At 54.0% G+C, this 21,800-nt stretch carries 20 protein-coding genes; 17 read left to right on the forward strand and 3 right to left on the reverse strand.

Annotated elements, in window-relative coordinates:
- Positions 1-21: 21 nt before the first annotated feature.
- From L9059_RS00840 to L9059_RS00850, 3 genes are read right to left on the reverse strand one after another with little or no spacing between them, the layout of a single operon-like run.
- Complete coding sequence (locus L9059_RS00840) at positions 22-678, reverse strand: hypothetical protein (protein WP_247285832.1); 657 nt, start codon at positions 676-678, stop codon at positions 22-24.
- A gap of 32 nt (positions 679-710) precedes the next feature.
- On the reverse strand, positions 711-1,343 hold the full coding sequence (locus L9059_RS00845; protein WP_247285834.1) for a dTMP kinase: 633 nt from the start codon (positions 1,341-1,343) through the stop codon (positions 711-713).
- The gene (locus L9059_RS00850; RefSeq protein ID WP_247285836.1) at positions 1,340-2,980 is read right to left on the reverse strand and encodes a hypothetical protein; all 1,641 of its coding nucleotides are present in this window, start codon (positions 2,978-2,980) and stop codon (positions 1,340-1,342) included. Before L9059_RS00850 ends, L9059_RS00845 begins: the two co-directional genes overlap by 4 nt.
- 2,073 nt (positions 2,981-5,053) lie before the next feature.
- Between L9059_RS00850 and L9059_RS00855 the strand changes: the two genes are divergently transcribed.
- The 17 genes from L9059_RS00855 (at position 5,054) to L9059_RS00935 (ending at position 21,765) form a co-directional block, all read left to right on the forward strand.
- Positions 5,054-5,920, forward strand: a complete 867-nt coding sequence (locus L9059_RS00855; protein ID WP_247285847.1) for a hypothetical protein — start codon at positions 5,054-5,056, stop codon at positions 5,918-5,920.
- Positions 5,921-6,605: 685 nt separating this feature from the next.
- The gene (locus tag L9059_RS00860) at positions 6,606-7,760 is read left to right on the forward strand and encodes a lysozyme inhibitor LprI family protein (RefSeq protein WP_247285877.1); all 1,155 of its coding nucleotides are present in this window, start codon (positions 6,606-6,608) and stop codon (positions 7,758-7,760) included.
- A gap of 200 nt (positions 7,761-7,960) precedes the next feature.
- The gene (locus tag L9059_RS00865; RefSeq protein ID WP_247285880.1) at positions 7,961-8,968 is read left to right on the forward strand and encodes a hypothetical protein; all 1,008 of its coding nucleotides are present in this window, start codon (positions 7,961-7,963) and stop codon (positions 8,966-8,968) included.
- 204 nt (positions 8,969-9,172) lie between these two features.
- Positions 9,173-10,171, forward strand: coding sequence for an ATP-grasp domain-containing protein (locus tag L9059_RS00870; protein ID WP_247285882.1), 999 nt, complete (start codon positions 9,173-9,175; stop codon positions 10,169-10,171).
- A 71-nt stretch (positions 10,172-10,242) separates the two neighbouring features.
- On the forward strand, positions 10,243-11,376 hold the full coding sequence (locus tag L9059_RS00875) for a trypsin-like peptidase domain-containing protein (RefSeq protein WP_247285883.1): 1,134 nt from the start codon (positions 10,243-10,245) through the stop codon (positions 11,374-11,376).
- Between the two features lie 71 nt (positions 11,377-11,447).
- Positions 11,448-12,575, forward strand: coding sequence for a phosphoribosyltransferase domain-containing protein (locus L9059_RS00880; RefSeq protein WP_247285885.1), 1,128 nt, complete (start codon positions 11,448-11,450; stop codon positions 12,573-12,575).
- Positions 12,565-13,323, forward strand: coding sequence for an HAD family hydrolase (locus tag L9059_RS00885; protein WP_247285887.1), 759 nt, complete (start codon positions 12,565-12,567; stop codon positions 13,321-13,323). Before L9059_RS00880 ends, L9059_RS00885 begins: the two co-directional genes overlap by 11 nt.
- On the forward strand, positions 13,316-14,410 hold the full coding sequence (locus L9059_RS00890) for a cysteine protease StiP family protein (protein ID WP_247285888.1): 1,095 nt from the start codon (positions 13,316-13,318) through the stop codon (positions 14,408-14,410). The genes L9059_RS00885 and L9059_RS00890 overlap by 8 nt, the downstream gene beginning before the upstream one ends.
- Positions 14,410-15,360 carry an HpcH/HpaI aldolase/citrate lyase family protein gene (locus L9059_RS00895; protein WP_247285898.1) on the forward strand — a complete coding sequence of 317 codons (951 nt, stop codon included), beginning with the start codon at positions 14,410-14,412 and terminating at the stop codon, positions 15,358-15,360. Before L9059_RS00890 ends, L9059_RS00895 begins: the two co-directional genes overlap by 1 nt.
- Positions 15,357-16,112 (forward strand): HAD family hydrolase, encoded by a 756-nt coding sequence (locus tag L9059_RS00900; protein WP_247285924.1) that lies wholly within the window; start codon positions 15,357-15,359, stop codon positions 16,110-16,112. The genes L9059_RS00895 and L9059_RS00900 overlap by 4 nt, the downstream gene beginning before the upstream one ends.
- Before the next feature lie 2 nt (positions 16,113-16,114).
- Positions 16,115-16,699, forward strand: a complete 585-nt coding sequence (locus L9059_RS00905; RefSeq protein WP_247285926.1) for a TerD family protein — start codon at positions 16,115-16,117, stop codon at positions 16,697-16,699.
- A complete protein-coding gene (locus L9059_RS00910) occupies positions 16,699-17,901 on the forward strand; it encodes a TerD family protein (protein WP_247285928.1) in 1,203 nt (400 codons plus the stop codon). Before L9059_RS00905 ends, L9059_RS00910 begins: the two co-directional genes overlap by 1 nt.
- Before the next feature lie 43 nt (positions 17,902-17,944).
- Complete coding sequence (locus tag L9059_RS00915; protein ID WP_247285930.1) at positions 17,945-18,394, forward strand: tellurite resistance TerB family protein; 450 nt, start codon at positions 17,945-17,947, stop codon at positions 18,392-18,394.
- Positions 18,395-18,438: 44 nt separating this feature from the next.
- The gene (locus tag L9059_RS00920; protein ID WP_247286822.1) at positions 18,439-19,437 is read left to right on the forward strand and encodes a TerC/Alx family metal homeostasis membrane protein; all 999 of its coding nucleotides are present in this window, start codon (positions 18,439-18,441) and stop codon (positions 19,435-19,437) included.
- 31 nt (positions 19,438-19,468) lie between these two features.
- Complete coding sequence (locus tag L9059_RS00925; RefSeq protein WP_247285931.1) at positions 19,469-20,044, forward strand: TerD family protein; 576 nt, start codon at positions 19,469-19,471, stop codon at positions 20,042-20,044.
- Between the two features lie 32 nt (positions 20,045-20,076).
- On the forward strand, positions 20,077-20,655 hold the full coding sequence (locus tag L9059_RS00930) for a TerD family protein (protein ID WP_247285941.1): 579 nt from the start codon (positions 20,077-20,079) through the stop codon (positions 20,653-20,655).
- A 150-nt stretch (positions 20,656-20,805) separates the two neighbouring features.
- Entirely contained in the window at positions 20,806-21,765 is a 960-nt protein-coding gene (locus tag L9059_RS00935; RefSeq protein WP_247285943.1) for a lysozyme inhibitor LprI family protein, read from the forward strand.
- Positions 21,766-21,800: the final 35 nt, after the last annotated feature.

The raw sequence follows: 21,800 nt of genomic DNA on the forward strand, positions 1-21,800 counted from the left end.
CAGTAGCGTGCTCCGTTTCCCCTACGGAACCATCTTGGGGTTGACGACAGGCGCAAGCGACCTGTTAATCAGCTTCCTAATAATGAGAATCCAATGGTCAGCTTCTTTCGCTGTCATGGTGACTACGATTTTGGGGTTTTCTATATCGTTCAGACGGATGTGCAAGCCTCTCACCTTGAGACGATCGGCCATCGCTTCAAGGTTGTCATTAAGCGTCGCCTGAGCCGTGACAATGTCTCTTCCGTAATACTTTGTGGTCGTCATACCAGGATCGTAGAAGTGGAACTCAATGATATCGGTCGCGTTGAAAACGAACGGCGCGAGGATTTCCATCGTCGGCAGAATTTTAATAACAGATATCTGACCACTTTCTGCATCCACAGAGATTGAACCATCTGCGCCATAGTTGTAGTAATCGACCTTGGGAAGGGAGGACAGCGTTTTGTTATAGACGTCCTCCAACACCTGGTTAGCAGCCGCAATACGCTTGTCCACGGATCGTTTGATCAGCAAAGCTGGGAGCCCAATCCCCAATGCAATACCGACCAGCGCGATCCCCGACAGATACCAGGCGGCGGCCAGACTGATGAAACTCAACATCAGCCACCTTGTCGCGTTTCTGCCGAAAGTCATTAGGTACCATTGGTTCCTGGACATTATGTCGGTGCTGGTCTTCACGGTGACTCCTTACACAGAGCTGGTAGTGTTGGTTATTGATTTAAAGCATTGCGCCGTGGGAGGCCGTCGATCGCTTCCTGCACAAGTAACGCCGCGTGTTCCACAGACGACTCATTTCGACATGAAAACCAGTCATTGGCGACGATAGCGCGGTTGAACGCGGCGCTGCAGGCGGCGTGTTCCTCAAGGCTCTGGATGACCACACTGCTTAACCCGCGAGGCCTGGCCATCGCCCTGGCCCAAGATACCTCCGGGGTGGTGACTACACCGACGTGCAGATCCGGTATGCGTACCCCTCGGGAGAGGTTCATGGCCATGATTTCGGTGAAAGGCAGGATGCGGCGGAACGCTGCATCTGACGGGTACCAGCGATCTATTAGGACAACGCTGGTAGCATCGACCTGCGAGAGAACGTGGTCGGTGATCCAGGCTCTGCCGGCGGCGAGCTTTTCACAAACAAGATACTCGAGCTCCTCCGTTGGATTTGCTGTTAGTTGCTTAATCAGATGAAGCGTGGCGGCGCGGTCCGGGTCGAGATCCTTCTCACACAACTCGACAACTGGAAAGCGCCCGTCAGCGCGCAGGGCGTCACCGACGGCCTCAAGGACAGTTGTTTTACCGGTCGCCTTGGGGCCATCAAAGGAAATGAAGCAGGGACTGTTCAAGCTGCCGTCTCGCACGCAACGGGTCCCGTGGCCATCTGAGATGGTTGCCCGGTGATGCTGCCGTCCCGGTACAGCGAAATCCCCACGCAACCACTCTCACGTGCTTTGAGGATCGCCGCTGCGATGTCCTCGACGCGGCTAGACGAGGGGAGGTTGATCGTCTTGGAGATACCGCCATCGATGAATGCCTGGAACGTCGACTGAGTCACGATGTGATCTTCATAGTTCAGGTCGTGTGCACGCACCATAGACCTGCAGACCGCGGTCGGCAGCAGGCTAACTTCGGATGGCTCGGCTCCCTGGGCCAGCGCCGCGGTCACGTCAGCGATGTCCGTCTCACTCAGACCATGTTCGCGAAGCACGCGGCGCAGGGTTGGCTGCATCTGGTGGGTGACGCGATCCTCAACGGTCTGGCGGATCACGTAGCTGAACATCGGTTCAATGCCACCAGTCACGTTGGCGATCAGACTCAGCGTGCCGTTCGCTGCGATAGCCATCAGCGATGCATTGCGGCGCAGTGGCTCGCCCTCGCGCAATAGGCTCACCTCACAGCTACCCCGAGTCAGTGCCAGGTCTTCGCTGGTGTTCCGGGCCGCCGCTTTAACCAGGCCCATGACGCGGGTGGCAAACTCAAGCGCTTCCTGGCTGCCGTATCGAACGCCCAGGAGCAGTAGAGCGTCAGCGTAACCCATAACACTGAGACCTATCTTGCGGCTCTCGCGGCAGCGCCGAGCCACTTCAGGGGAAGCGTGATCCTGAATGTCGTGCAAGTTGTCGAGGCAACGGACAGCGATCTGCACCGCCTCGGCGAAAGCGCCGTCATCGAACACACCGTTGTGGACGAAACGGGAGGCATTGAGCGAGCCGATCAAGGAAGACTCCCCTACCCTCAGCAAACTTTCACCGCACACATTCAAGATCAGCCGTTCCCCGTTTGGGGATCTGAGTGACTTGTGCTCACCGAATGCGATAGCAGGCCTGCCGGTGCTATAGATCGACCCGCAGATGCGCTCCCAAATGGCCAAGGCAGCTGGAACTCGATTCTCAAGGGAGTTGAAGAATGGGGCATCGAGCTCAACGTTGGTATGTGTGATTTCCAGCGAGCTGCACATGCCGATGAAGCCTTCAACCATCGGGTGGTCGACATGGAGAGTGACGGCGCTATGAGCTTTACGCTTCCTGTCAGGATTCCGTTCCGAAGTCTGGTCTTCAATGAACTGTGTCATCGCGATAGGATCGCCCACGGAGCTCAGGTCATAACCAATACCGCCGCAACCATCGTGGATCTTGCTGGCGATTTCCATAGATTGGGCGTCTACCGGTGGTGCCAGCACGTGGCAGGCGAACATGTTGGCTGGGGCGCCATGCTCACTGTTCATCATCACCGGTGAATTTGGTAGGAATGCGCCGTCATTGAGAAGTGCCTGAAGCTTCGCGCCTAAACGATCCGCGTCAGCCTGCGTCGTGTATCGGGCTTCCACCGTTAAGAACATGCGAACAACCCGATGAGCCAGGTCATTCCAATCGCAGCCATCGACGTTCTCGAAAAAGCGAGGGGCCAGGATACTCAGATATGGGTTTTCAACTGCCCAAGCTGGAGTGTGGGGGGCGTGAGGAGACATAGTGGTCTGATCCATAGATTCGTCTTCGAGGCCCGAGATGCGGGCCTCAACTCCTTTTTTGGGTTGGGTGCAATTGGCTGCCGGCGGGCGCGCACCAGTGAACAGAAGAGCCCGGGCTGGCAGGTTTGTTATCGGCGCCTGCAGGTCAATCTATAGGGAAGCCTTGATAAGCAGTTACCAATACGATCACTGAGTGTAACGAGCAGGCGGAATATACCTAGCAGTCCTTCGGCAAAGGGCTCGCGTTCTAATCGGTCGCGCGGCATCTGCCGCTCACGTGCCAGGCAGCTAGTCCATTGAAACAGCGCCAGGGCGGCGGGTAGGGGGAGACAGCCAATCGGACACTATCGGGGGGGATTGTGTCCGGTTGACTCACTATTCAGTGATCGATAGAGAGCGCCGCAGTGACGTTTGAGTGCACGACTACCTTCGTGCTGACTCGCATTATCTTGAACAGGTACACGCCCCTGGTGTAGCGGGTGAGCGACATAAATTCTCCCCTGGCGGGTAATGCTTCAAGCTGCGCCGCATGGATCCATGCGTGGATTGTCTGTTCGGTGAGAGGTAGTGCCCACCGTTGGTAAGATGGGGCGAGGCTGCCGGCGGAGGGGAGCTATTCTTAGGGACTAGGTGCGTTGCGAGGTCAGCGGCCATGAGTGGACCCAAAAATGGCATTCGCGACCCGTTAGATCCTGCAAATGCCGTAAAACTTCTAGGCGTTCTTCCTCTGTTCAAGATCGCCAAACTTTACCGCGTGTCATATGAGTGTCTGGCAAGCAGACGTGAAAGTCTCGGCATCGGACCTGCTCCATTGCGGAACGTAGTAATAACGAGGAAGCTGATCCAGACTCTTGGAGTCTATCCGGATTCCATTGTCGCTGAGTCTTTCTCCGTTCCCCGGGCGACTATAACGAAGTTACGGACGCGTCTTGATATTTCAATGGAGCGCACGGCTAGGTCTCGCACAGCAGATTCTCATGACGCGCTGAAAACAGGCTCTACGGTTGCACTGCGCGATTTCAATGTGGGCACTGAAACCGATCGTATCGTCGGCAAACTATTTGGCCTGAGCCGGAGTACCGTTCATGAGCTTAGGAAAGGTTTAGAGGAAGCAGAAACAAGCTCGTGCTGTCAGTATGTGCAAAGAGGATGGTCGTCAGAACTCGACGAGGCTTTAGGTAGAGTTTCAGATTCCGTCATTGCTGATCTACACTACGTACCAGAGTACTGGGTAGCTCAACGCAGGATAAGGTTTCACATTCGACGGTCAATACGTTAGGATCCGCCGGCCTCGAGATGGGTTTCGACAGCTAGTCGAAGGAGGGGGGTTAGGTTAAACAAAAGCCCGCTTTGTTCTGGGGAAAACCCTAGGAATCAAGGACTTAGGGAATTGCCGACAACTCGTATTGTCGGCAAAATCGACATAGGGCGTTTTGCGCCTATTTTTTCGAATTTTTTTCAGGGTTTGCGCGACATCCTGGGTTTTTCTCATAATTTGGCACTTCTACCAAGTTATGTCCCAAGCAGCGAGTTTAGATGCAGTTCTTGGAATGTGTTTGCACACAACAGCTGTAGGCTGCATCTTCTCGCTATCTAAACATCACTTTATACCTCCAAACCGGCCGCGGCAACTTAGTCGATCATCGGTCCAGATCCTGAGCGTTAGATCACAGAATTCCGCACCTCACTTCGGCGTGACATTTTGGCGAGACTGGTTAACCTCTTGTGATCGCCATCAGATCTGTCGCCATGACTCGCAAGTACACCAAGAAAGCAGACAGTCCTTTGCCAACAGAGCTCCTAGGGTTGCTCGGAACCGCTAGTGATCGGGAGCTGGCGCGCCGTTATTCAATCCCTCTGCACAGAATCCGAAGCGAGCGTTTGTCGCGTGGGATTGCAAGCTCCCGCCAGCGCGATTTACCAACACAGCTTCTAGGGTTGCTTGGTACGGCTAGTGATCGGGAACTGGCGCGCAGGTTTTCAATCTCGATGCACACAATCCGAAGTGAGCGTTTGTCGCGTGGGATTGCATGCTTCAGCCCTAATCACCGCGATAGAATCGCAGCTAGTGACGGTGCGAGCACTCGATTGCCCGCGATTCTTTCCGAGGATCAAACCAGGCTTCTTGGGACCATGCCGGATGTTGCACTCTCAAGGTTAACAGGACTCTCCAATCTTACGATTGCTGGGTTGCGCAGGGAGTTGGGTATTCTGCCGTATAGTCCGGTGACCTGGTCCGAGGAGCAGAACCGTCTGCTTGGAACGATGCACGATGTGGCCTTGGCGAAGCAACTTGGGCTCACAAACCATCAAGTGCGAGACCAACGTATAAGGCTAGGAATCGCTGTGTTCTCGGAATGGACAGCGGAAGTGATCGATCTGTTAGGTAAAGTCCCGGACCTGGAGATTGTTCAGGCATCTGAAGGAAAGCTCACACTGCCGGCTGTGCGCGCAAAAAGGCGAAAGCTGGGTATCTCAGTAGTCCGTGGCCCAAAGCCAGTCCCTAAGGGTAGCAAGGTGCTTCAACCGGACGTCATTGTGTTGCTTGGAGTGGTCAACGACTACGACATTGCAAGACGTATTGGTCTCGACCGCAGCCACGTGACGCATGAACGGCTCAAACTCGGCGTTAAGGCGGTGAACAACCGAGGTCGTCCAGGGCGGAAATGGAGTTCAGAAGAGGACGCACTTATAGATGCGATTCCGGATGCTGAGATCGCTAGGAAGCTCTCCGTGACCATGGCCATGATACGCGTTCGGCGCCGACAGCTTGGCGTGGAGAAACCTCGCAGCAGAGCAAGCGCTAGATCCTGGACTGCGGCTGAGGATGCGTTGCTGGGGGAACGGCGTGTCAGTGAGGTTGCGAAGGAAATTGGTTGCTCGGCGAGCTCGGTGTACAAACGCAGGGCGAAGCTGAAAGTTATTCGTGCTCAAGGCCCAATGCCCTACCCTTAGCCCATCTATGACGAGTGCTAGCAGACAGGGCGTGCTGCGTAAGCGATTGATATATAACGTTTATTTACCGACAAAACCGATTGGCGGCGAAATCTAAGATTTCAGTGTGCCGCCCCTTTCCGCTGATGTTCATTTTTGAATCGCCGAGAATTTCAAATCTCCGTGTGTGGGCACCTTTGAGCATTGGTTCGCCACTGGAGCTAGAGAGCTGACTGGCATTCGTGTCGACTCCTTGGCGATCTGCCTATATGCATACGCCGGCGGTGACATGTCTGGATCTGACCGTGGAGTCTTCGGCCGCCCTCTCCTGCTGCGCTCTGTTTAGCCTCTGCCAGAGCCCCCGCTTCCATGATGGGACCCTACGATACTCATCGTAGGGTTTTACGCAAAGCGGCGAGCCCCGCCCCGTGCTTTTCTTTTGGTCCGGCGCCGTTATGTTGTTCCTCTCTGCTCTATCAAAGACCTGACCTGGTTAAGCGATTCCCCCTACTCCTATTGTTGGCGGTACGGGGACGCACCACGACGGTGTTAGAACTGCGAATTGCTAAACGATGAAGGCTGTTGGCTGGGGCTTAGGCGTCGCTCCTGCCCTATTGGGTACCTGACCTCAGGTTTAAGGAATGCCCGCCGATAAACGTTACGTCCGTCTATGGGCGCTATTAATGGGATTAGGGATATGCACAGGATGATGAGCAGCGCCGTGACGCTGTTGCTGGTATTTGCGGCCGGCGGAGCTATGGCAGCAAGTTTTGATTGTAAAAAAGCTGCAAGCTTCGCAGAGACATCCATCTGCCAGGACGGCTACTTGAGTACCGTAGACAGTAGCCTGGGTCGGGAATACCAAAAAGCGCTGGCCAAGACCGCCGATCCTGCCCGCCTCCGCCAGCTACAGCGTGAATGGATCACTGAGCGTGACCAATGCACCTCGCAGAAGTGTCTCGATACGACGCTGGGCTCGCGGGTTACCTTCCTTGAAAATTACGTCAACGCTGAGAGACACGCGGCCGATAAGGCTGAGGAACAAACACGACAAGATCAACGAAACGCGGAACGCCAAGCGGAAGAAATCGCATCAGCAAAGCGAACTGCGGATTACAATCTCGCGAAGGAACAAGCTCGCCTGCAACGAGAACAGGAGTACTTTAAGCAATCGAAGACTGTGGTCGCGTCAGCAGCACAAGTTCATCCCGCTACAGCTAATCTGGCAACGGCGCCGCAGCGGAGTGCTCCAACTCAACCATTGGCTGAGAAGCCACTCTTCCAAAGGATGTGGCAGGCATTCTGGTCTGGCCCAGCCTGGAAATACACGCTGCTCATCGGGTTCCTGATTTCTTGCTGGACCGTCTGGCTCCACCATAAAGAGACCGCCACCATCTATAACGACTACACGGATGCAGCCATCACTAACCTGCTGCCGGCCGCCGGAGTGATAGCCGCCCTCGTCATGCGCTGGTTGGAGCTGCCAAGCCTTGTCCAAGCGATCGCCTTTACCACTGGGGTTCTGCTGGGTATTAGCTACGCTGTCTATGCGACCCTCAGAACCAACCAAGGCGCGCTCAATATCGCGCTGGTCATCATTACTAAGCTCACCATCATATCGGTGTTCTTCGCGATTATCGCCATGCTGGTGGGCTCCCTGTTTTCAAATAGCGGCCGGCGCAAAGGGGAATCGCAAGCACGCACAGCTGCACGCCATAGGCGTGAGGCCAAGCAAAACATGGCCTATATCGCAACTCTGTCCGTCGCCTATACGACACTGACCGTGTGGCTGTGTCGCAGTCCAGAGTTCACCTCGATCGGTGACTGTCTGGAATTTGAGCGCAATCCCGCAGTGGCATAAGCTAGGGAATCAGGTTTGCACTTTTAAAAGTTGGGCGCCCTCTCGGGCGCCTAATCTTCATCGCAGCGGCCAGAAATGCGAATCTTAGAGTTGAGTACCACGAAGCAGCCTATTAAGAATTGTCACAATTCAGAGATGTCTTGTAACCTTCGCGGAGGCAGACACGACAGTGCATATTTGATCACAAGGGAATGAGACGCATGCTAAAGCACCTTCCGAAAATTGTCCTATCAGTCGCCGCACTTTTCGGCATGTGGAACAGTTTTATATACATTGATAGATTGTCAGATACATCGGCTGCTTCTGGAGTTGAGGAAGTGCTGCCTCTCAGACTATTCGACTGGAGCCAAGGAGTCGAATTGAATGCAAACTTTGGAAGCTTTCTAACATTTGCCCTCATCGGAGGTGTTTGCGCCTCTTTTATTGCGCGCAGAAAAGACCTCTCAACTACTGTGACGCTGGTGTTGATCATTGTTTCAGGGCTTTTGTGCGGCTCTATTTTAGGGGGGATTCAGAATAGGATCGTTGCTAATATTGGTCATTCGATTGTGGCAAAGCATCCGGATTTAGCCGAGAAGGCAATTACCACGTACTATGTGCAGCGGATAACATCTCTGGGAAATAATTATAAAAACGCACTCGTGCCCTCCTATGCAGGGGACAATGCGCGATCTGTAGAATCGGAATTATTCATAGTCAATATGTTTTATCTAGTCGATGATCCAGTGTTAGTAATTGGCAACCAAGTTCGGGGGCAGGACTTGATGAAGCTATACTTTGCAGATGCTGTAGATCGGCAGGCCCGAAATGAGCCTTGGGTTGCATCAAAGTATCAGTGGAAATTTAGTCAGTTTTTTAAAGAGTACCAGACTCCCCATTATGACTTGCGCCGCATTTCAAATGCAGTCGTTCAACCCATTGTGCTGGCGACAACAATGTTAGGTCTGTTATTAAGCGCCATGATATTTGTCTCACAACTATTAGGATTGGGTGGTGGCCATTTCCTAAAAGTGAGGACCTACGCCCTTGCGGGTTTAGCAATAGCTGTGGTGACAGTTCCGTTGCTTACAGACTCTAAGTTTCATTCCAGCGCGGCAGTTACAGGGCTCCAATGCCAAACACCGTATTGTGGAATATCTAGGTCTGCCACGGCTTGGTTTTTCAGGTTCGAGTTAGGTGTTTTGAATCTAATGAAGCTTATCGATTGAAAGGTTAGGCCGTTGAATCAATTCGAGGTGTGTCTGCCATGATCCGTTCTCACCCTGAGCACGGTGTCCAAGGTAGAATGCAATGGTGTCTTACCTTGCTGATTCTCCCTGGGACGTTAAATTGATTTTCATCATTCAAAACCTGAGAGCTCCCTTTTTAAGTTTGCGGCAGCGCTCAGATCGCAACAGTCAGCGAGGTAAGTCATGATTTGGTTTCTTGAAGGACAATCTAGCCAGCGGGACGTGATTATCGGCGCCCGAGAAGCATTGCCAGCAGACGTGAAAATCTTCGCTTCCCATCGTCAGGAGCGTCCTGAGATCACATCGCTTGCGGACGTCTCCTTCGTCGAGCCGAAAGAAAACGACGAGCGCATAGAGTGGGTCATTGCTACAGCTCAGGCGCAGCAAATAAAAGTGATTCTTGCGGGCCGGGTTGGTCATATTTTCGAACTCGCTCGATCCAGTTTTGAAGAAGCAGGGCTTGTCCTGGTAACCGGCGGCGCTTCTATGTCTACATTTGACATGGTGGACAACAAAAGCAGATTCACCGCGGAGGCGGAACGCGTCGGCCTGGCCTGTGTGCCTGGGATTACCGCCGCGAACGCCGAAGAGATGTTCGCTGCTTACCGCACCCTTTCGTCTTTTGGTGAGGTTTGCGTGAAACCGTCCGTTGGGATCTACGGCCAAGGTTTCTGGCGCTTCAAGGCGGATGCTGATCCGTTTCGTTGTTTTGCAAATCCCGATGCCCGTGAAGCCAATTTTCAGACTTACATGGACGCTTACTGCGCGGGTGAGACGCCGGCGCCGATGTTGATGATGCCTTACATGTCCGGTAGCGAATGTTCCGTAGATATGGTTTGCGAGGCCGGGCGCGCGGTTGCGCTTGTAGGCCGGCGGAAGGACGGTGTTTTTCAGACTTTTGAGCGTGAAGGACCTGCTGTCGAACTTGCAATAGAAGCCGCCAAACACTTCGGTTGTGATGGGCTGGTCAATGTGCAGACCAAAGACGATGCCTTTGGGAAGCCACACTTGCTGGAAATCAATCCTCGCTACTCTGGGGGCATTGGCTACACCCGTTTAGCAGGAGTGAACTTGCCTGGTATTTTTGCCGCACGCCGGCTGGGTTTGTCAGAGCCAGCGACCGTCTGGCGGCCCAATGTCCGTATCAAAGGTGTCACTATTGCTGCTGAAGCTGCAGCCTGATATTAAACTGATATCCTAACGCGAACGCGTTCTGCCAAGTTGGCGGTCAGCCGGAATGGAGAAATCAAGGAATGATGGTGCTGGCGCCAGGCGCAAACACGGCAATATTGAGCTCGCGGACTGAGTGGACTCTGGAATCCCCTAAATCTTCCTCGTTTGGAGACTATGCAGGGGTTGCCGTGTTGCCGGTTGATGACAAACGGCGCCCTACTGGTGAGCTCGCGCTATTGCATACGTCCTGTGATTGGATGGAATGGGGTGGGAGCCAGGCCATACCGTCATGCAAACTGAATTTGGAATCGCTTCCGGCTGGTAGTGATCGAGTTCTGCTAATCGTCTACACCTTCTCCGCAGCTGGCCCTGTCAGCGAACTTCATTCATTGCGTCTACAAGTCGACGGCCAGATTGAACATTGCCTTGACCTCCGCGAAAACGGCGAATCGGCGATTATCATCGGCGAGTTCTACGCGCGAAACCAGCAATGGAAGTTTCGCGCACTAGCAGAAGGCTCTGCGTATGGATTGGCCGCGCTCGGTCGTCGCGTAGGCATTGAGATTGACGACGCACACCCCAAGGGACGCATTAGCCCGCCTGATACTGGTGCCTCACGTGCAACTGGTACTTGCTTCGCGGTATCGCCTAATCATGTCCTAACGTGCGCTCACGTAATCGAGGGTATGCAAGATATTCACATTTCGTCCTTTGAGGGCCGCTACCGCGCCGAACCCGTTGTAATCGACCGACGTAATGACATTGCGCTCCTTAGAGTCTTGCAGTCTCCAGCTTTAAATCCGGTGGTCTTTAAAGAAGGGTTTGGATGCGAGCTCGGTGAACACGTTGTCGCTTTAGGCTTCCCTCTATCCGGCTTTGCCGGTGGAGGTGTACAGGTCACCCAAGGAGGCGTGTCGGGTTTATTCGGTCTCCACAATGATGCAGGCCTGCTCCAATTCACTGCTCCAATACAACCTGGTTCCAGCGGTAGTCCGCTTTTTGACTCTTCAGGGGCAGTTATCGGTTTGGTGACATCAACCGTGGAATCTGCGCAGAACATGAATTTTGCCGTAAAGGCCTCATTACTCCTTGCGTTCCTTAACGCTTGCCGTGTTGAGGCCAGGATATCGCCTGTCAGCAAAACATTCACGACGACTGAGTTGGTCCGTGAAGCCCAGTCTTCTTTGTGGCGAATTGAAGCCCAAAATTTCTGACCCCCTTTTGACTTGTCAAATGCGCAAGAGCCGTTAGGTTAATGATCTTACGCATTTCTAGGATGTTGTTAATGGAAAGTAACGCAGGTTCCAAGGCGCTCAGCGCACAATTGTTGCGCGGGCGACTCGATGTCAAAGTAGATGGTTCACTAATCGACCCGGGCGCACTGTTCGGCTTTGCCGAGCGTAATAATCCGAAGCGCGCGTTTCTATTTGTTTCAAAAGTACTGGGGCGCCATATTCCAGTGCGTCCTTCGGTCATGGAAGCTAGTTTCAAAAGCCTGGCCCAGGAAATACCCGCAAACCTTCCAGGTCCAGTGCTTGTAATCGGCATGGCCGAGACTGCGGTTGGTCTGGGTGCTGGTGTGCATCGCGCATTTAGCGCGACCCGCCCTGATACCGTCTATATGGTCAGCACGCGACATCCGACTGGTACGGAACTTCTCACTCGCTTTGAAGAGGAGCACAGCCACGCAAGTGCTCATTTGATTCACATGCCTGTAGAGCCCGACATCCGGGAAATGGTTTTGAATGCGCGTTCGTTGGTGCTTGTCGACGACGAAGCCTCCACCGGCAAGACCTTCATTAATCTGCACCGCGCATTGGTTGATGCGGGCCTGACCAAGGTCGAGAATGTAGTGACCTGCGTTCTTACCGATTGGTCCCGTAATGCGGTTTGCAAGGCCATCGGTTCATCCGCCCATCAAGTTTCGCTTCTGCAAGGCACATATGATTTTCACGAGGACGTAGACGCTCCTTTGCCTGTAATGCCGCAGGTTGGCTCTGTGGCCGCCGGCGATTGGCCGCTCACACCAGAGAAAGATTGGGGGCGTCTAGGCGTTCGCGATGTTGAGGACACCTTGGCACTTGGTCTGAAAGTCGTTGCTGGGGAGCGCGTTCTTGTTGTCGGCACCAGTGAGTTCGTCTGGCGTCCGTTTCTGCTCGCAGAGCGGTTGGAGCGCGCTGGTGCTGATGTGCACTTCAGCTCGACCAGTCGTTCGCCTATCGCGTTAGGTCACGCGATCGGTCACGCGCTTTCATTCTCGGACAACTACGGGTTAGGTATTCCGAACTTCCTCTACAACGTCCGCCCTGGGCAGTTTGATCGCGTGTTGATTTGCTCGGAAACGCCGGCGCAGTCAATACCTGCAGATCTTGTTAAATCTTTGAACGCCGAGGTGATTGTTGATGCTCAGTAATCGCCCAATGGCCCTGGCCGACCTCGACGACACGCTGTTTCAGACCGCGCGTAAAATGCCTGAGGGAACTCTACGGCATCCAGCAACCTACGACGTTGATGGCCAACCCAACGGATACATGAGCGCCGTTCAAAAATCACTGTTTGAGTGGTTGCTCTCTTCCACCGACGTTGTGCCGGTCACAGCCCGAAGCGTGGAAGCATTCAGCCGGGTAAAGCTACCGTTTACCCAGGGCGCAGTCTGTTCACACGGCGGAGTCATCCTCGGCCCGGATCGTAAGCTTGACGAAGCATGGCAGTCGCACATGCGCGTCGTTCTGGCTGACTTCCAAAGTCGTCTACCGGGTTTGAGCGAAGAAACCCTCGCCATCGGCAAAGAGCTTGGCATCTCTTTGCGTGGGTGGGTGGTTGAGGAAGAAGGGCTGCGTAATTACGTGGTGACCAAGCACAACGAGTCTAACGACGAGGTGCTTAAAACGGTCCTTGCTGAGGTCCAGCGCCGCGGCCTGCTGGAAGGTATGCACATCCACGCCAATAGCAACAACCTGGCGTTCCTACCTGTTGGCCTATCGAAGCAGGCGGCGGTACAGGAACTCCTACGACGTGATCGCGAAGTCAATGGTGTTCGGCCGGTGCTCGGCTTCGGCGACAGCATTACCGACTTGGGCTTCATGAGTGAGTGCCACATGTGGGCGACCCCTTCTCGAAGCCAGCTAGCCAAGCTAGTGGGGGATACGCTCAATGACTAACACCGTTTCGGATCTCAATACAGTAGGGAGCGGCAGCTACCTCCCCAATGATGTTCACTTCCTGCTCCAGCCTGTGCAAATGGAAGTAACGGACGTCGCGGAAAAAGAGCGCTTGATTCAATCGAAGCAGAAGCATTATTCCGAGATGATCAGCTTAGAGAGCGCCCCTACTGACGTGCACAAGGCACTGTATCAGCGAGCGCTCGGCCAGAATGGTGTCCGGATGGCCACCGATGTTCAAGCCCTGGCTCTGGCTTTGAATGAAGCATGCTCCGGCCCTTCAATTGTCCTGGTTTCTTTTGTTCGGGCTGGGCTGCCTCTGGGTGTCTTGCTGCGGCGCGCGCTGATTGACATGGGTCGCGAATCACACCATTACGGCATCAGTATCGTTCGCGACCGTGGAATTGATTCAGTCGCTTTGGAAGCGATTATTACGGCGCATGGCGCTGAGAATATCGTCTTCGTCGACGGCTGGACTGGAAAGGGAGCGATTTCTGGCGAGATCCAGCGAAGCCTCAATGGTGACTCGCGCTTCCCGCGGGACCCCCGCCTGGTCGTTTTAGCAGACCCTTGTGGTCACTCATGGCTTTCCGCCTCGGCTGAGGACTGGGTCATCCCGTCCGGAATCCTAGGGGCCACCGTGTCGGGCCTGGTATCGCGTTCGATCTGGCCTGTTGACGGTGGGCTTCATGGCTGCGTCGTTTACGACCACTTACAGGCGCACGATGTGACTCAGGATTTTATTGAGCACATCGATGCTCAGCGCAAGACTTTGGGCTCGGTGCATCGCGCTACGCCGTGGACAGACGCACAGCGGGTTGAGCTACAGGACGCAGCCGGACACGTCGTGAAGTCTTTAGCCGAGCGGTTTGGCATCAAGAATTTGAACCGGGTTAAGCCTGGCATCGCAGAAGCGACTCGAGCCGTCCTTCGCCGTGTACCAGACCATGTTCTCGTGCGCGATCGCCATGACAGCGATGTTCAGTTGTTGCTGCACCTCACCGAAGGTGCTGGTGTTTCCGTTGAAGAGGTTGGCGCTGCATTGGGCCCATACCGGGCTGTGACTATTATTCGGAGCGTGAGTTGATGAAAATCCTTTCTCCGTATGCCCTCGGCGCCACGCTGTACATGCCTGCCACGCGAGCAGATCTGCTTGATGTCGTGTTCCGGACCAAGCTACCGGAGTTGCGCTCTCTGGTGGTATGTCTGGAAGACGCGGTAGCGGATATCGATATCGACACGGCGCTTAGTAATCTGCATGTGTTGTTATCAGCGATCAACGACCGCGGTGGCCGCTCAGGCGACGGCCCGTTGTTGTTCGTCCGTCCCCGAGATTCGGTGATGGCGGCCGTGTTGAATGACTGGCCATTAATAAAACACGTTGATGGATTTGTCGTCCCCAAGCTCACAATGCGGAACCTCGGCTCCTGGGAGCAGGCGGTAACAAATCCTGAGCTGTTTCTTATGCCTACCCTTGAGACCGCCGACGTCTTCAATCCTGTTGCGATGGTCGAATTGGGACAGGCACTCAGGGCCAACCTGGCCAGCCGTATCATTGCACTGCGCATCGGGGGAAACGATCTGATGGGCTCTTTGGGGCTTCGTCGGAACCCAGCGACAACGCTATACAGCACTCCGATGGGATACGTTATTCCGATGCTTGCTGGGGTCATGGGGTCGCAGGGCTTCGCCCTTACCGCTCCGGTATTCGAGCAGCTCGCAACGCCCAATTTGCTGGGTGAGGAGCTGGATCTCGATATCGCTCACGGCCTGGTCGGCAAGACTGCAATTCATCCAAGCCAGATCAGCCTCATCCAGGAAAAGCTGCGGGTGAGTCTCGAGGACCTCAACAGCGCGAAGCTGATTGTCAGTGATGTTGCTCCAGCTGTGTTTAAGCACAACGACGTGATGTGTGAACCTGCAACCCATTACAAATGGGCGATCAAGATTCTTGAGCGTGCAGAGTGGCATGGCGTACGGGTACCCGAAGCCGCCAATGGGGAGACAACCATTCGCTTGGCTGAGGCTGCTCAATGAAACAGATCCCCGAACCTGAGATGCACGGTAAGCAGGTGCTGTCGGTATTCGATTTCGACGGCACCCTCACCAGGCATGACAGCTTCGTCCCATTCTTAAAGTTTGCTTTTGGCCGGCGCGAGTTCAATCGACGTGTCTTGATGCTCGCCATTCCGAGCATACGTTTTCTTGCACGGCGTTTGACTCGCGACGAGCTCAAAGCGCGGTTGGTCAGCACATTCCTAACTGGAGTCGATGCCGATTGGGTCAGCGAGCAGGCCCAAACTTTCTGTGAGGTGTTTTGGCTCCAGCTTATGCGACCTTCCGGGTTAACATCCGTCGCGAATGAAATTGAGGCTGGCTCAGAAGTGACGCTCTGCTCAGCCTCCCCCGCATTGGTGCTGCGACCGTTCGCAGAACGCTTAGGCATCAAATTGATTGGTACTGAGCTGGAGGTTGTCGACGGACGACTGACCGGGCAAATCGCCGGCAACAATTGTAGATGCGAGAACAAGGTTCTACGGCTTGAAGCGGTCTATGGACCATTAAGCCAATACCGCCTAAAGGCATGGGGCGACACGCGGGGCGATCATGAATTGCTCGCGGCAGCGCAAGAGGCCAACTGGCGAAATTTCCATCCCGCATGGCGTCGTGGACGCCTGCGGGGAGCAAATGGCGGTAAACCGAGCGTGAGCGCTGTTGCTCACACCACACTGCAAGTAGCGGTCAACTCTGACCGCAACGCGAATACTGACGATCAACAAGGAGCGTAACGATGGCACTTACCCTGAGCAAACAACAAACCATCTCTCTGGAAAAAACGGCCGGTAGCGCGTTGACTAGTGTAAGCCTGGGCCTGGGTTGGGATGCAGCGAAAGTTGGTTTTCTGGGCAGACTGACGGGTTCCACCACCGAAATTGATCTGGACGCATCCTGCATTCTCTTAGACAAAGACCTGAAACCAATCGACCTGGTCTGGTTTCGTCAGTTGCAGTCGCGCGATGGTTCGATCAAGCATTCTGGCGACAATCGTACTGGTGCTGGCGATGGCGATGATGAGTCGATCCGGGTCGACCTCCAACGGCTGCCCTCATCTGTCCAGCATTTGGTTTTTACGGTCAATAGTTTCACCGGTCAGAATTTTGAGAAGGTAGAAAACGCTTATTGCCGAATCCTCAACGCCGGTAACAACTCCGAATTGGCTCGCTTTAATTTATCCGAGCGCGGCCGTCACACTGGTATCGTGATGGCAAGCTTGACGCGTCAAAACGGGGGTTGGGATTTCAAAGCAATCGGCATGACCACTAACGGTCGTACAGCCGATGATCTCGTATCCCTGGCTATACAGGCGCTCCGCTGATGCCGACTCTTGTCCCTGGTGGAAATGCGCCGGTCGCCAACGGCCCAATTCGCGTTGATGTCAATTACACTCCAATTCCTGGGGCTGATATTGATGTTTCGGCATTCATCCTTGGCGCCTCGGGTAAAGTCCGTGGCGATACGGACATGTGCTTCTACGGACAAACCAGCGTGCTTGGTGGAGCGGTGCAACTGACCGTAGCGTCCCCCGGATGCGCTGTCTTTACTCTTGATCTGAGCCGTCTGGACCCCGCCGTTGAAAAGGTCGCTTTGACTGCGACGATCTATGAGAACAAAGCCAGCTTTGAGCGCGTCTCGCAACTCTCAGTCGTAATAATCGGTGGCATTGAAGCTCAGATCCCGACTGCCGGAATGACAGAAACTGCGTTGATCCTCGGTGAGTTCTATCGCCGTCAAGGGGAGTGGAAATTTCGTTGTGTTGGCCAAGGTTTTAATGGCGGACTTGAGCCGCTTGCAAAACACTTTGGAGTCGATGTTGCAGCTCCAACCGTCGCCCCAACACCTCCACCTGCTCCTTTTGTCGCGCCTCCTGTGCCTGCTCCTGCTCCCGCTCCTGCTCCTGCAGCGCCCGTTCCGGCCAAATCCACGATCAGCTTGAGCAAAGTTACCCTCGACAAGACTCGCACCTCGATCAGCCTTGAGAAAACCGCGGCAGGGTTTGGTGAGATCAAGGTGAACTTGAACTGGAACAAAGGAAAGAAAGGTTTCTTTGGGGCCGGTAAGTCCATCGACCTAGACGTTGGCTGCCTGTTTGAACTTCAAGATGGGTATAAAGGCGTTGTCCAAGCTTTGGGTAATTCTTTCGGAAGCCTGGACAGCGAACCGTTCGTTCAATTGATGGGTGACGATCGGACCGGTTCGGTTGATGGGGGGGAATGGCTGCACATCAACGGTAAAAAATGGTCCGAAGTCAAACGCATCCTAATCTTTGCTTTCATCTACGAAGGTGCACCGAACTGGAGAGAAACCGACGGTGTTGTAACGATCTTTGTTCCAGGTCAGCCTGAGATTGAAGTCCGTCTAAATGAAGAGGGAGGTCGTGAAGGCATGTGTGCCATTGCGATGCTTGAAAACGTGAACGGCGCCGTTAAGGTATCCAGACGAGTCGATTTCCACCGAGGTCATTCGCAACTGGATAAAGCCTACGGCTGGGGTATGCGCTGGAGCGCGGGATCGAAATAATTGTTTGCGGGGTCAATTGACCCCGCCCTTTGGGGGAACTGAAATGCTTTCATGGCTAAAAGATAACGTGGCTGCTGCCCGCGACAAATTAACAACAGAAGTGACCAAATTCAAAAACCAGCGATTCATGGATGCTATGACGGCGAACTGCGCTCTCATCGCAGCGGCGTCTGGCGGTGTCTCTTCGGAAGAAAAGCAAAAAATGGCTGCCTTTATCAGTCAATCGCCAGAGTTGAAGGTTTTTAACATGACGGACGTGATCAAGTCCTTCAACTCTCATTGCGAGAAATTTGAGTTTGACTTTCAGATCGGTCAGGCAGAAGCGCTGAAGGTGATGAGCAAAATCAAAAATGATCCTGGCGCCGGCCGGCTGCTCGTTCGTGTCGGTTGTGCCATCGGTGCGTCGGACGGAGACTTCGATGCTGAAGAGAAAGCGGCTTGCCGTCTAGTTTGCGCTGAGTTGGGCTTGAACCCAGCTGATTTCGATCTTTAAGGAGCGGTACCTTGGAAACTAACATTGGATTCCCCCCGCTCACCATGGCGGTCTTTGTTGCGCTTGCCGTTGGCGCGCTTCTGCTCGACATGGTCACCCACCGTGGCGACAAACCGGTTTCACTAACAAAGGCCTCGATCTGGTCGATATTCTGGATTGCAATATCGCTCGCCTTCGCCGGCTTCCTGTATGTGCAGCATGGTCCTGAAGTCGCAAGCTTGTTCGTGACAGGTTACGCCCTGGAAAAAGTCCTGAGTGTGGACAACCTTTTCGTGTTCATGGCGATTTTTGCCTGGTTCAAAGTGCCCGATGGCCTGCGCCACCGTGTTCTGTACTGGGGCATCATCGGCGCTATCGTTTTCCGTGGCGTGTTCGTTGCCATCGGAACCGGGCTTCTGGCGTTTGGACCGTGGGTCGAAGTGGTGTTTGCGGTAATTGTCGCTTGGACTGCGATTATGATGCTACGGGCCGGCGGTGATGATGAGGAGGAAGAGGATTATTCCAAGCATATGGCATACCGCTTCGCTCAAAAGCTTTTCCCGGTATGGCCAAAGCTTCACGGCAACAGATTCTTTGTTACTCGCAAGGAGCTGCAGGGTGAATTGCAGAAGCCTGAAAATAAAGGCATGACCCTAGCGGCGAAGGGCACACTGTTCGCCACCCCTTTGTTCCTCTGCCTCGTAGTCGCCGAGGTGTCCGATATTTTGTTCGCATTTGACTCCGTGCCAGCGGTGATCGCGGTAAGCCGTGAACCCCTGATCGTATACTCGGCAATGCTTTTTGCGATTCTGGGCTTGCGTACTATGTACTTTGTCCTTGAAGCGCTGAAGCGCTACCTGGTGCATTTGGAAAAGTCGGTAATCGCACTTCTTTTCTTCATTGCGATTAAGCTTGGTTTGAATGCGACTGATCACATGTTCCACCATGGCTATACCATTGACGCGAACACAAGCTTGCTGATCGTTATGGTTGTCTTGGTGATAGGCGTAATTGCAAGCCTGCTCTTCCCCGGCAAGGAAGAAGCTGAAGCTGAAAAAAATTAAGTAGCTGCATCAACCACAAGGAGAAATACCCATGGCTTTGACCCTACAGAAAGGCGGCAACCTTTCCCTGACCAAAACTGACCCAAGCCTTACCAAAATCTTGGTAGGTCTGGGCTGGGACCCGCGTGCTACTGACGGTACCGAGTTTGACCTGGATGCCAGCGCGCTCCTGCTGGGCGCCAACGGTAAAGTGCGCGGCGAGGCTGACTTCATTTTCTACAACCAGCTGAAAAGCGTTGACGGTTCGGTGGAGCACACTGGCGATAACCGTACCGGTGCAGGTGATGGCGACGATGAAGTGATCAAGGTCGACCTCAGTCGGGTCCCTGTTGACGTCGATAAAGTAATTTTCATTGTCACCATCCATGATGCAGAAGTTCGCAAGCAGAGCTTCGGCCAAGTGGGCGGCTCGTTTATCCGTGTGGTCAACGAAGTGAGTGGCGCCGAGGTCGTTCGTTACGACTTGGCTGAAGACGCGTCAACCCAGACTGCAATGATTTTCGCCGAGCTCTATCGCCACGGTGCTGAATGGAAATTCCGTGCCATCGGTGAAGGCTATGCCGGGGGCCTGAAGGCTCTCGCAAATAATTTCGGCATGCAGTTTTAGGCCCATCGTAACCAATTGAAAAGGAAGGATTTATGGCTGTTTCGCTAGCAAAAGGTGGCAACGTGTCACTGTCTAAAGAAGCTCCTGGCCTCACCGAAGTGGTGGTTGGTCTGGGTTGGGATGCACGAGTAACTGACGGCGCTAAATTTGACCTCGATGCTTCAATCTTCATCGTGGGCGAAAACGGCAAAGTGCTCGATGACAACAGCTTCATTTTCTACAACAACAAAAAATCCGCCGACGGTTCGGTCGAGCATATGGGCGACAACCAATCTGGCGAAGGCGAAGGCGACGACGAACAAGCTACCGTCAAGCTGACCGGCCTGGCTCCAGCAGTGAAAAAACTGGTGTTCGCTGTAACCATCCACGACTCTGACGCACGCAAGCAGAGCTTTGGCCAGGTTGCCAACGCTTACATCCGCGTCCTGAACAAAGCTGACGGTAAAGAGTTGGCTCGTTACGACCTGAGCGAAGATGCATCCACCGAGACTGCAATGATTTTCGGTGAGCTGTATCGTGCTGGCGAAGAGTTCAAGTTCAAGGCGATCGGCCAGGGTTTTGCTGGCGGCCTGAAGCCTCTGGCTGAAGCTCACGGCGTGAGCATTGGCTAACCCGTAAGGGTTCGAAAAAGCCCCCATTTGCTGGGGGCTTTTTCTTGTCTGGAGAAATTACACCGTGGTTTATACGTAGTAGGGCCTGAGTGCAGTTCAGTACCGCCGCCGAAGGTTCGCTGGAGCCATACAAAAAAAGGATTATTGATCATGCCTCGCAAAAAACGTGGCCTTGGCATTTGTATCTTGCTGCTCTCATTCTGTTCGATTGGGTCCCAGGCGAGCAGCTTTGATTGTGCAAAGGCTGTGAGTTTCGCGGAAAACACCATTTGCGCAGACGCCTCCCTCAGCAGCCTGGATGAGACGTTGAATTCGCAATACATCCGAGCGCTCGATAGTGCCCGGGATAAGGGCAAGGTGCGACTTGAGCAGCGCGAATGGCTACGTCTCCGGGATAACTGCAGGACTTCGAAATGCTTAAATACATCGCTATCTGGGCGGCTCTCAGTCCTGGCGGGTGCGGTTACTCAGACCGGAGGCTCCTCGTCTGATGGAGTCTCTAAACGCGCCGCGCAATCTCCCGTTCCGGGGCCAACCGTAGCAGAAACGCCTTCCAGACTCGATCCCGAATCGAAGGCACCCACGCCGATTAGGCCGCCTCAAGACAGCCATCAGGCTTTTCTAAGTCTGAAAATAGTATCGCTTGTAACGGGTCTGCTTTTGCTGATTTGTGTCTGGTTGCACCACCGCGGCTCGATGACCATTTACCATGACTACACAGACGCTTTGTTCACGAGTTTGACTCCAATCCTCGGCATCGGGGTCTTTTGGGTAGGTAATTCTTGGCTGGAAATACCCAAGAACTATTCGTTCATTGGCGCGTTGTTGGTTATTGGCATCATGTCAGTCCAAGTGCTGATTCAGACCTATCGTAGCAACGGCTTATCTGTATTTTTCCTGCTTTCCCTTTTTGCCAAATTCGCACTCCTAACCTTCTACCTCCTGACCATGGCTCTGCTGCTATTGAGCGGCGCACGCAATAAGCGTGAAGCTCGACGTCAGCGGGGCTTGGCGGTACTTGCGACGACAACACTTGTATTGCTGTCTGGGTGGATGTGCCGGCATCGCCAGTTCAGTTCGATCGATGACTACATTGCAGGAAGAACTTAATTCGAGCATGAGCCGGGGCGCAGCTCTGGCATTTC

The sequence above is a fragment of the Pseudomonas violetae genome (assembly GCF_023072615.1).
GTDB classification, from domain to species: domain Bacteria; phylum Pseudomonadota; class Gammaproteobacteria; order Pseudomonadales; family Pseudomonadaceae; genus Aquipseudomonas; species Aquipseudomonas violetae.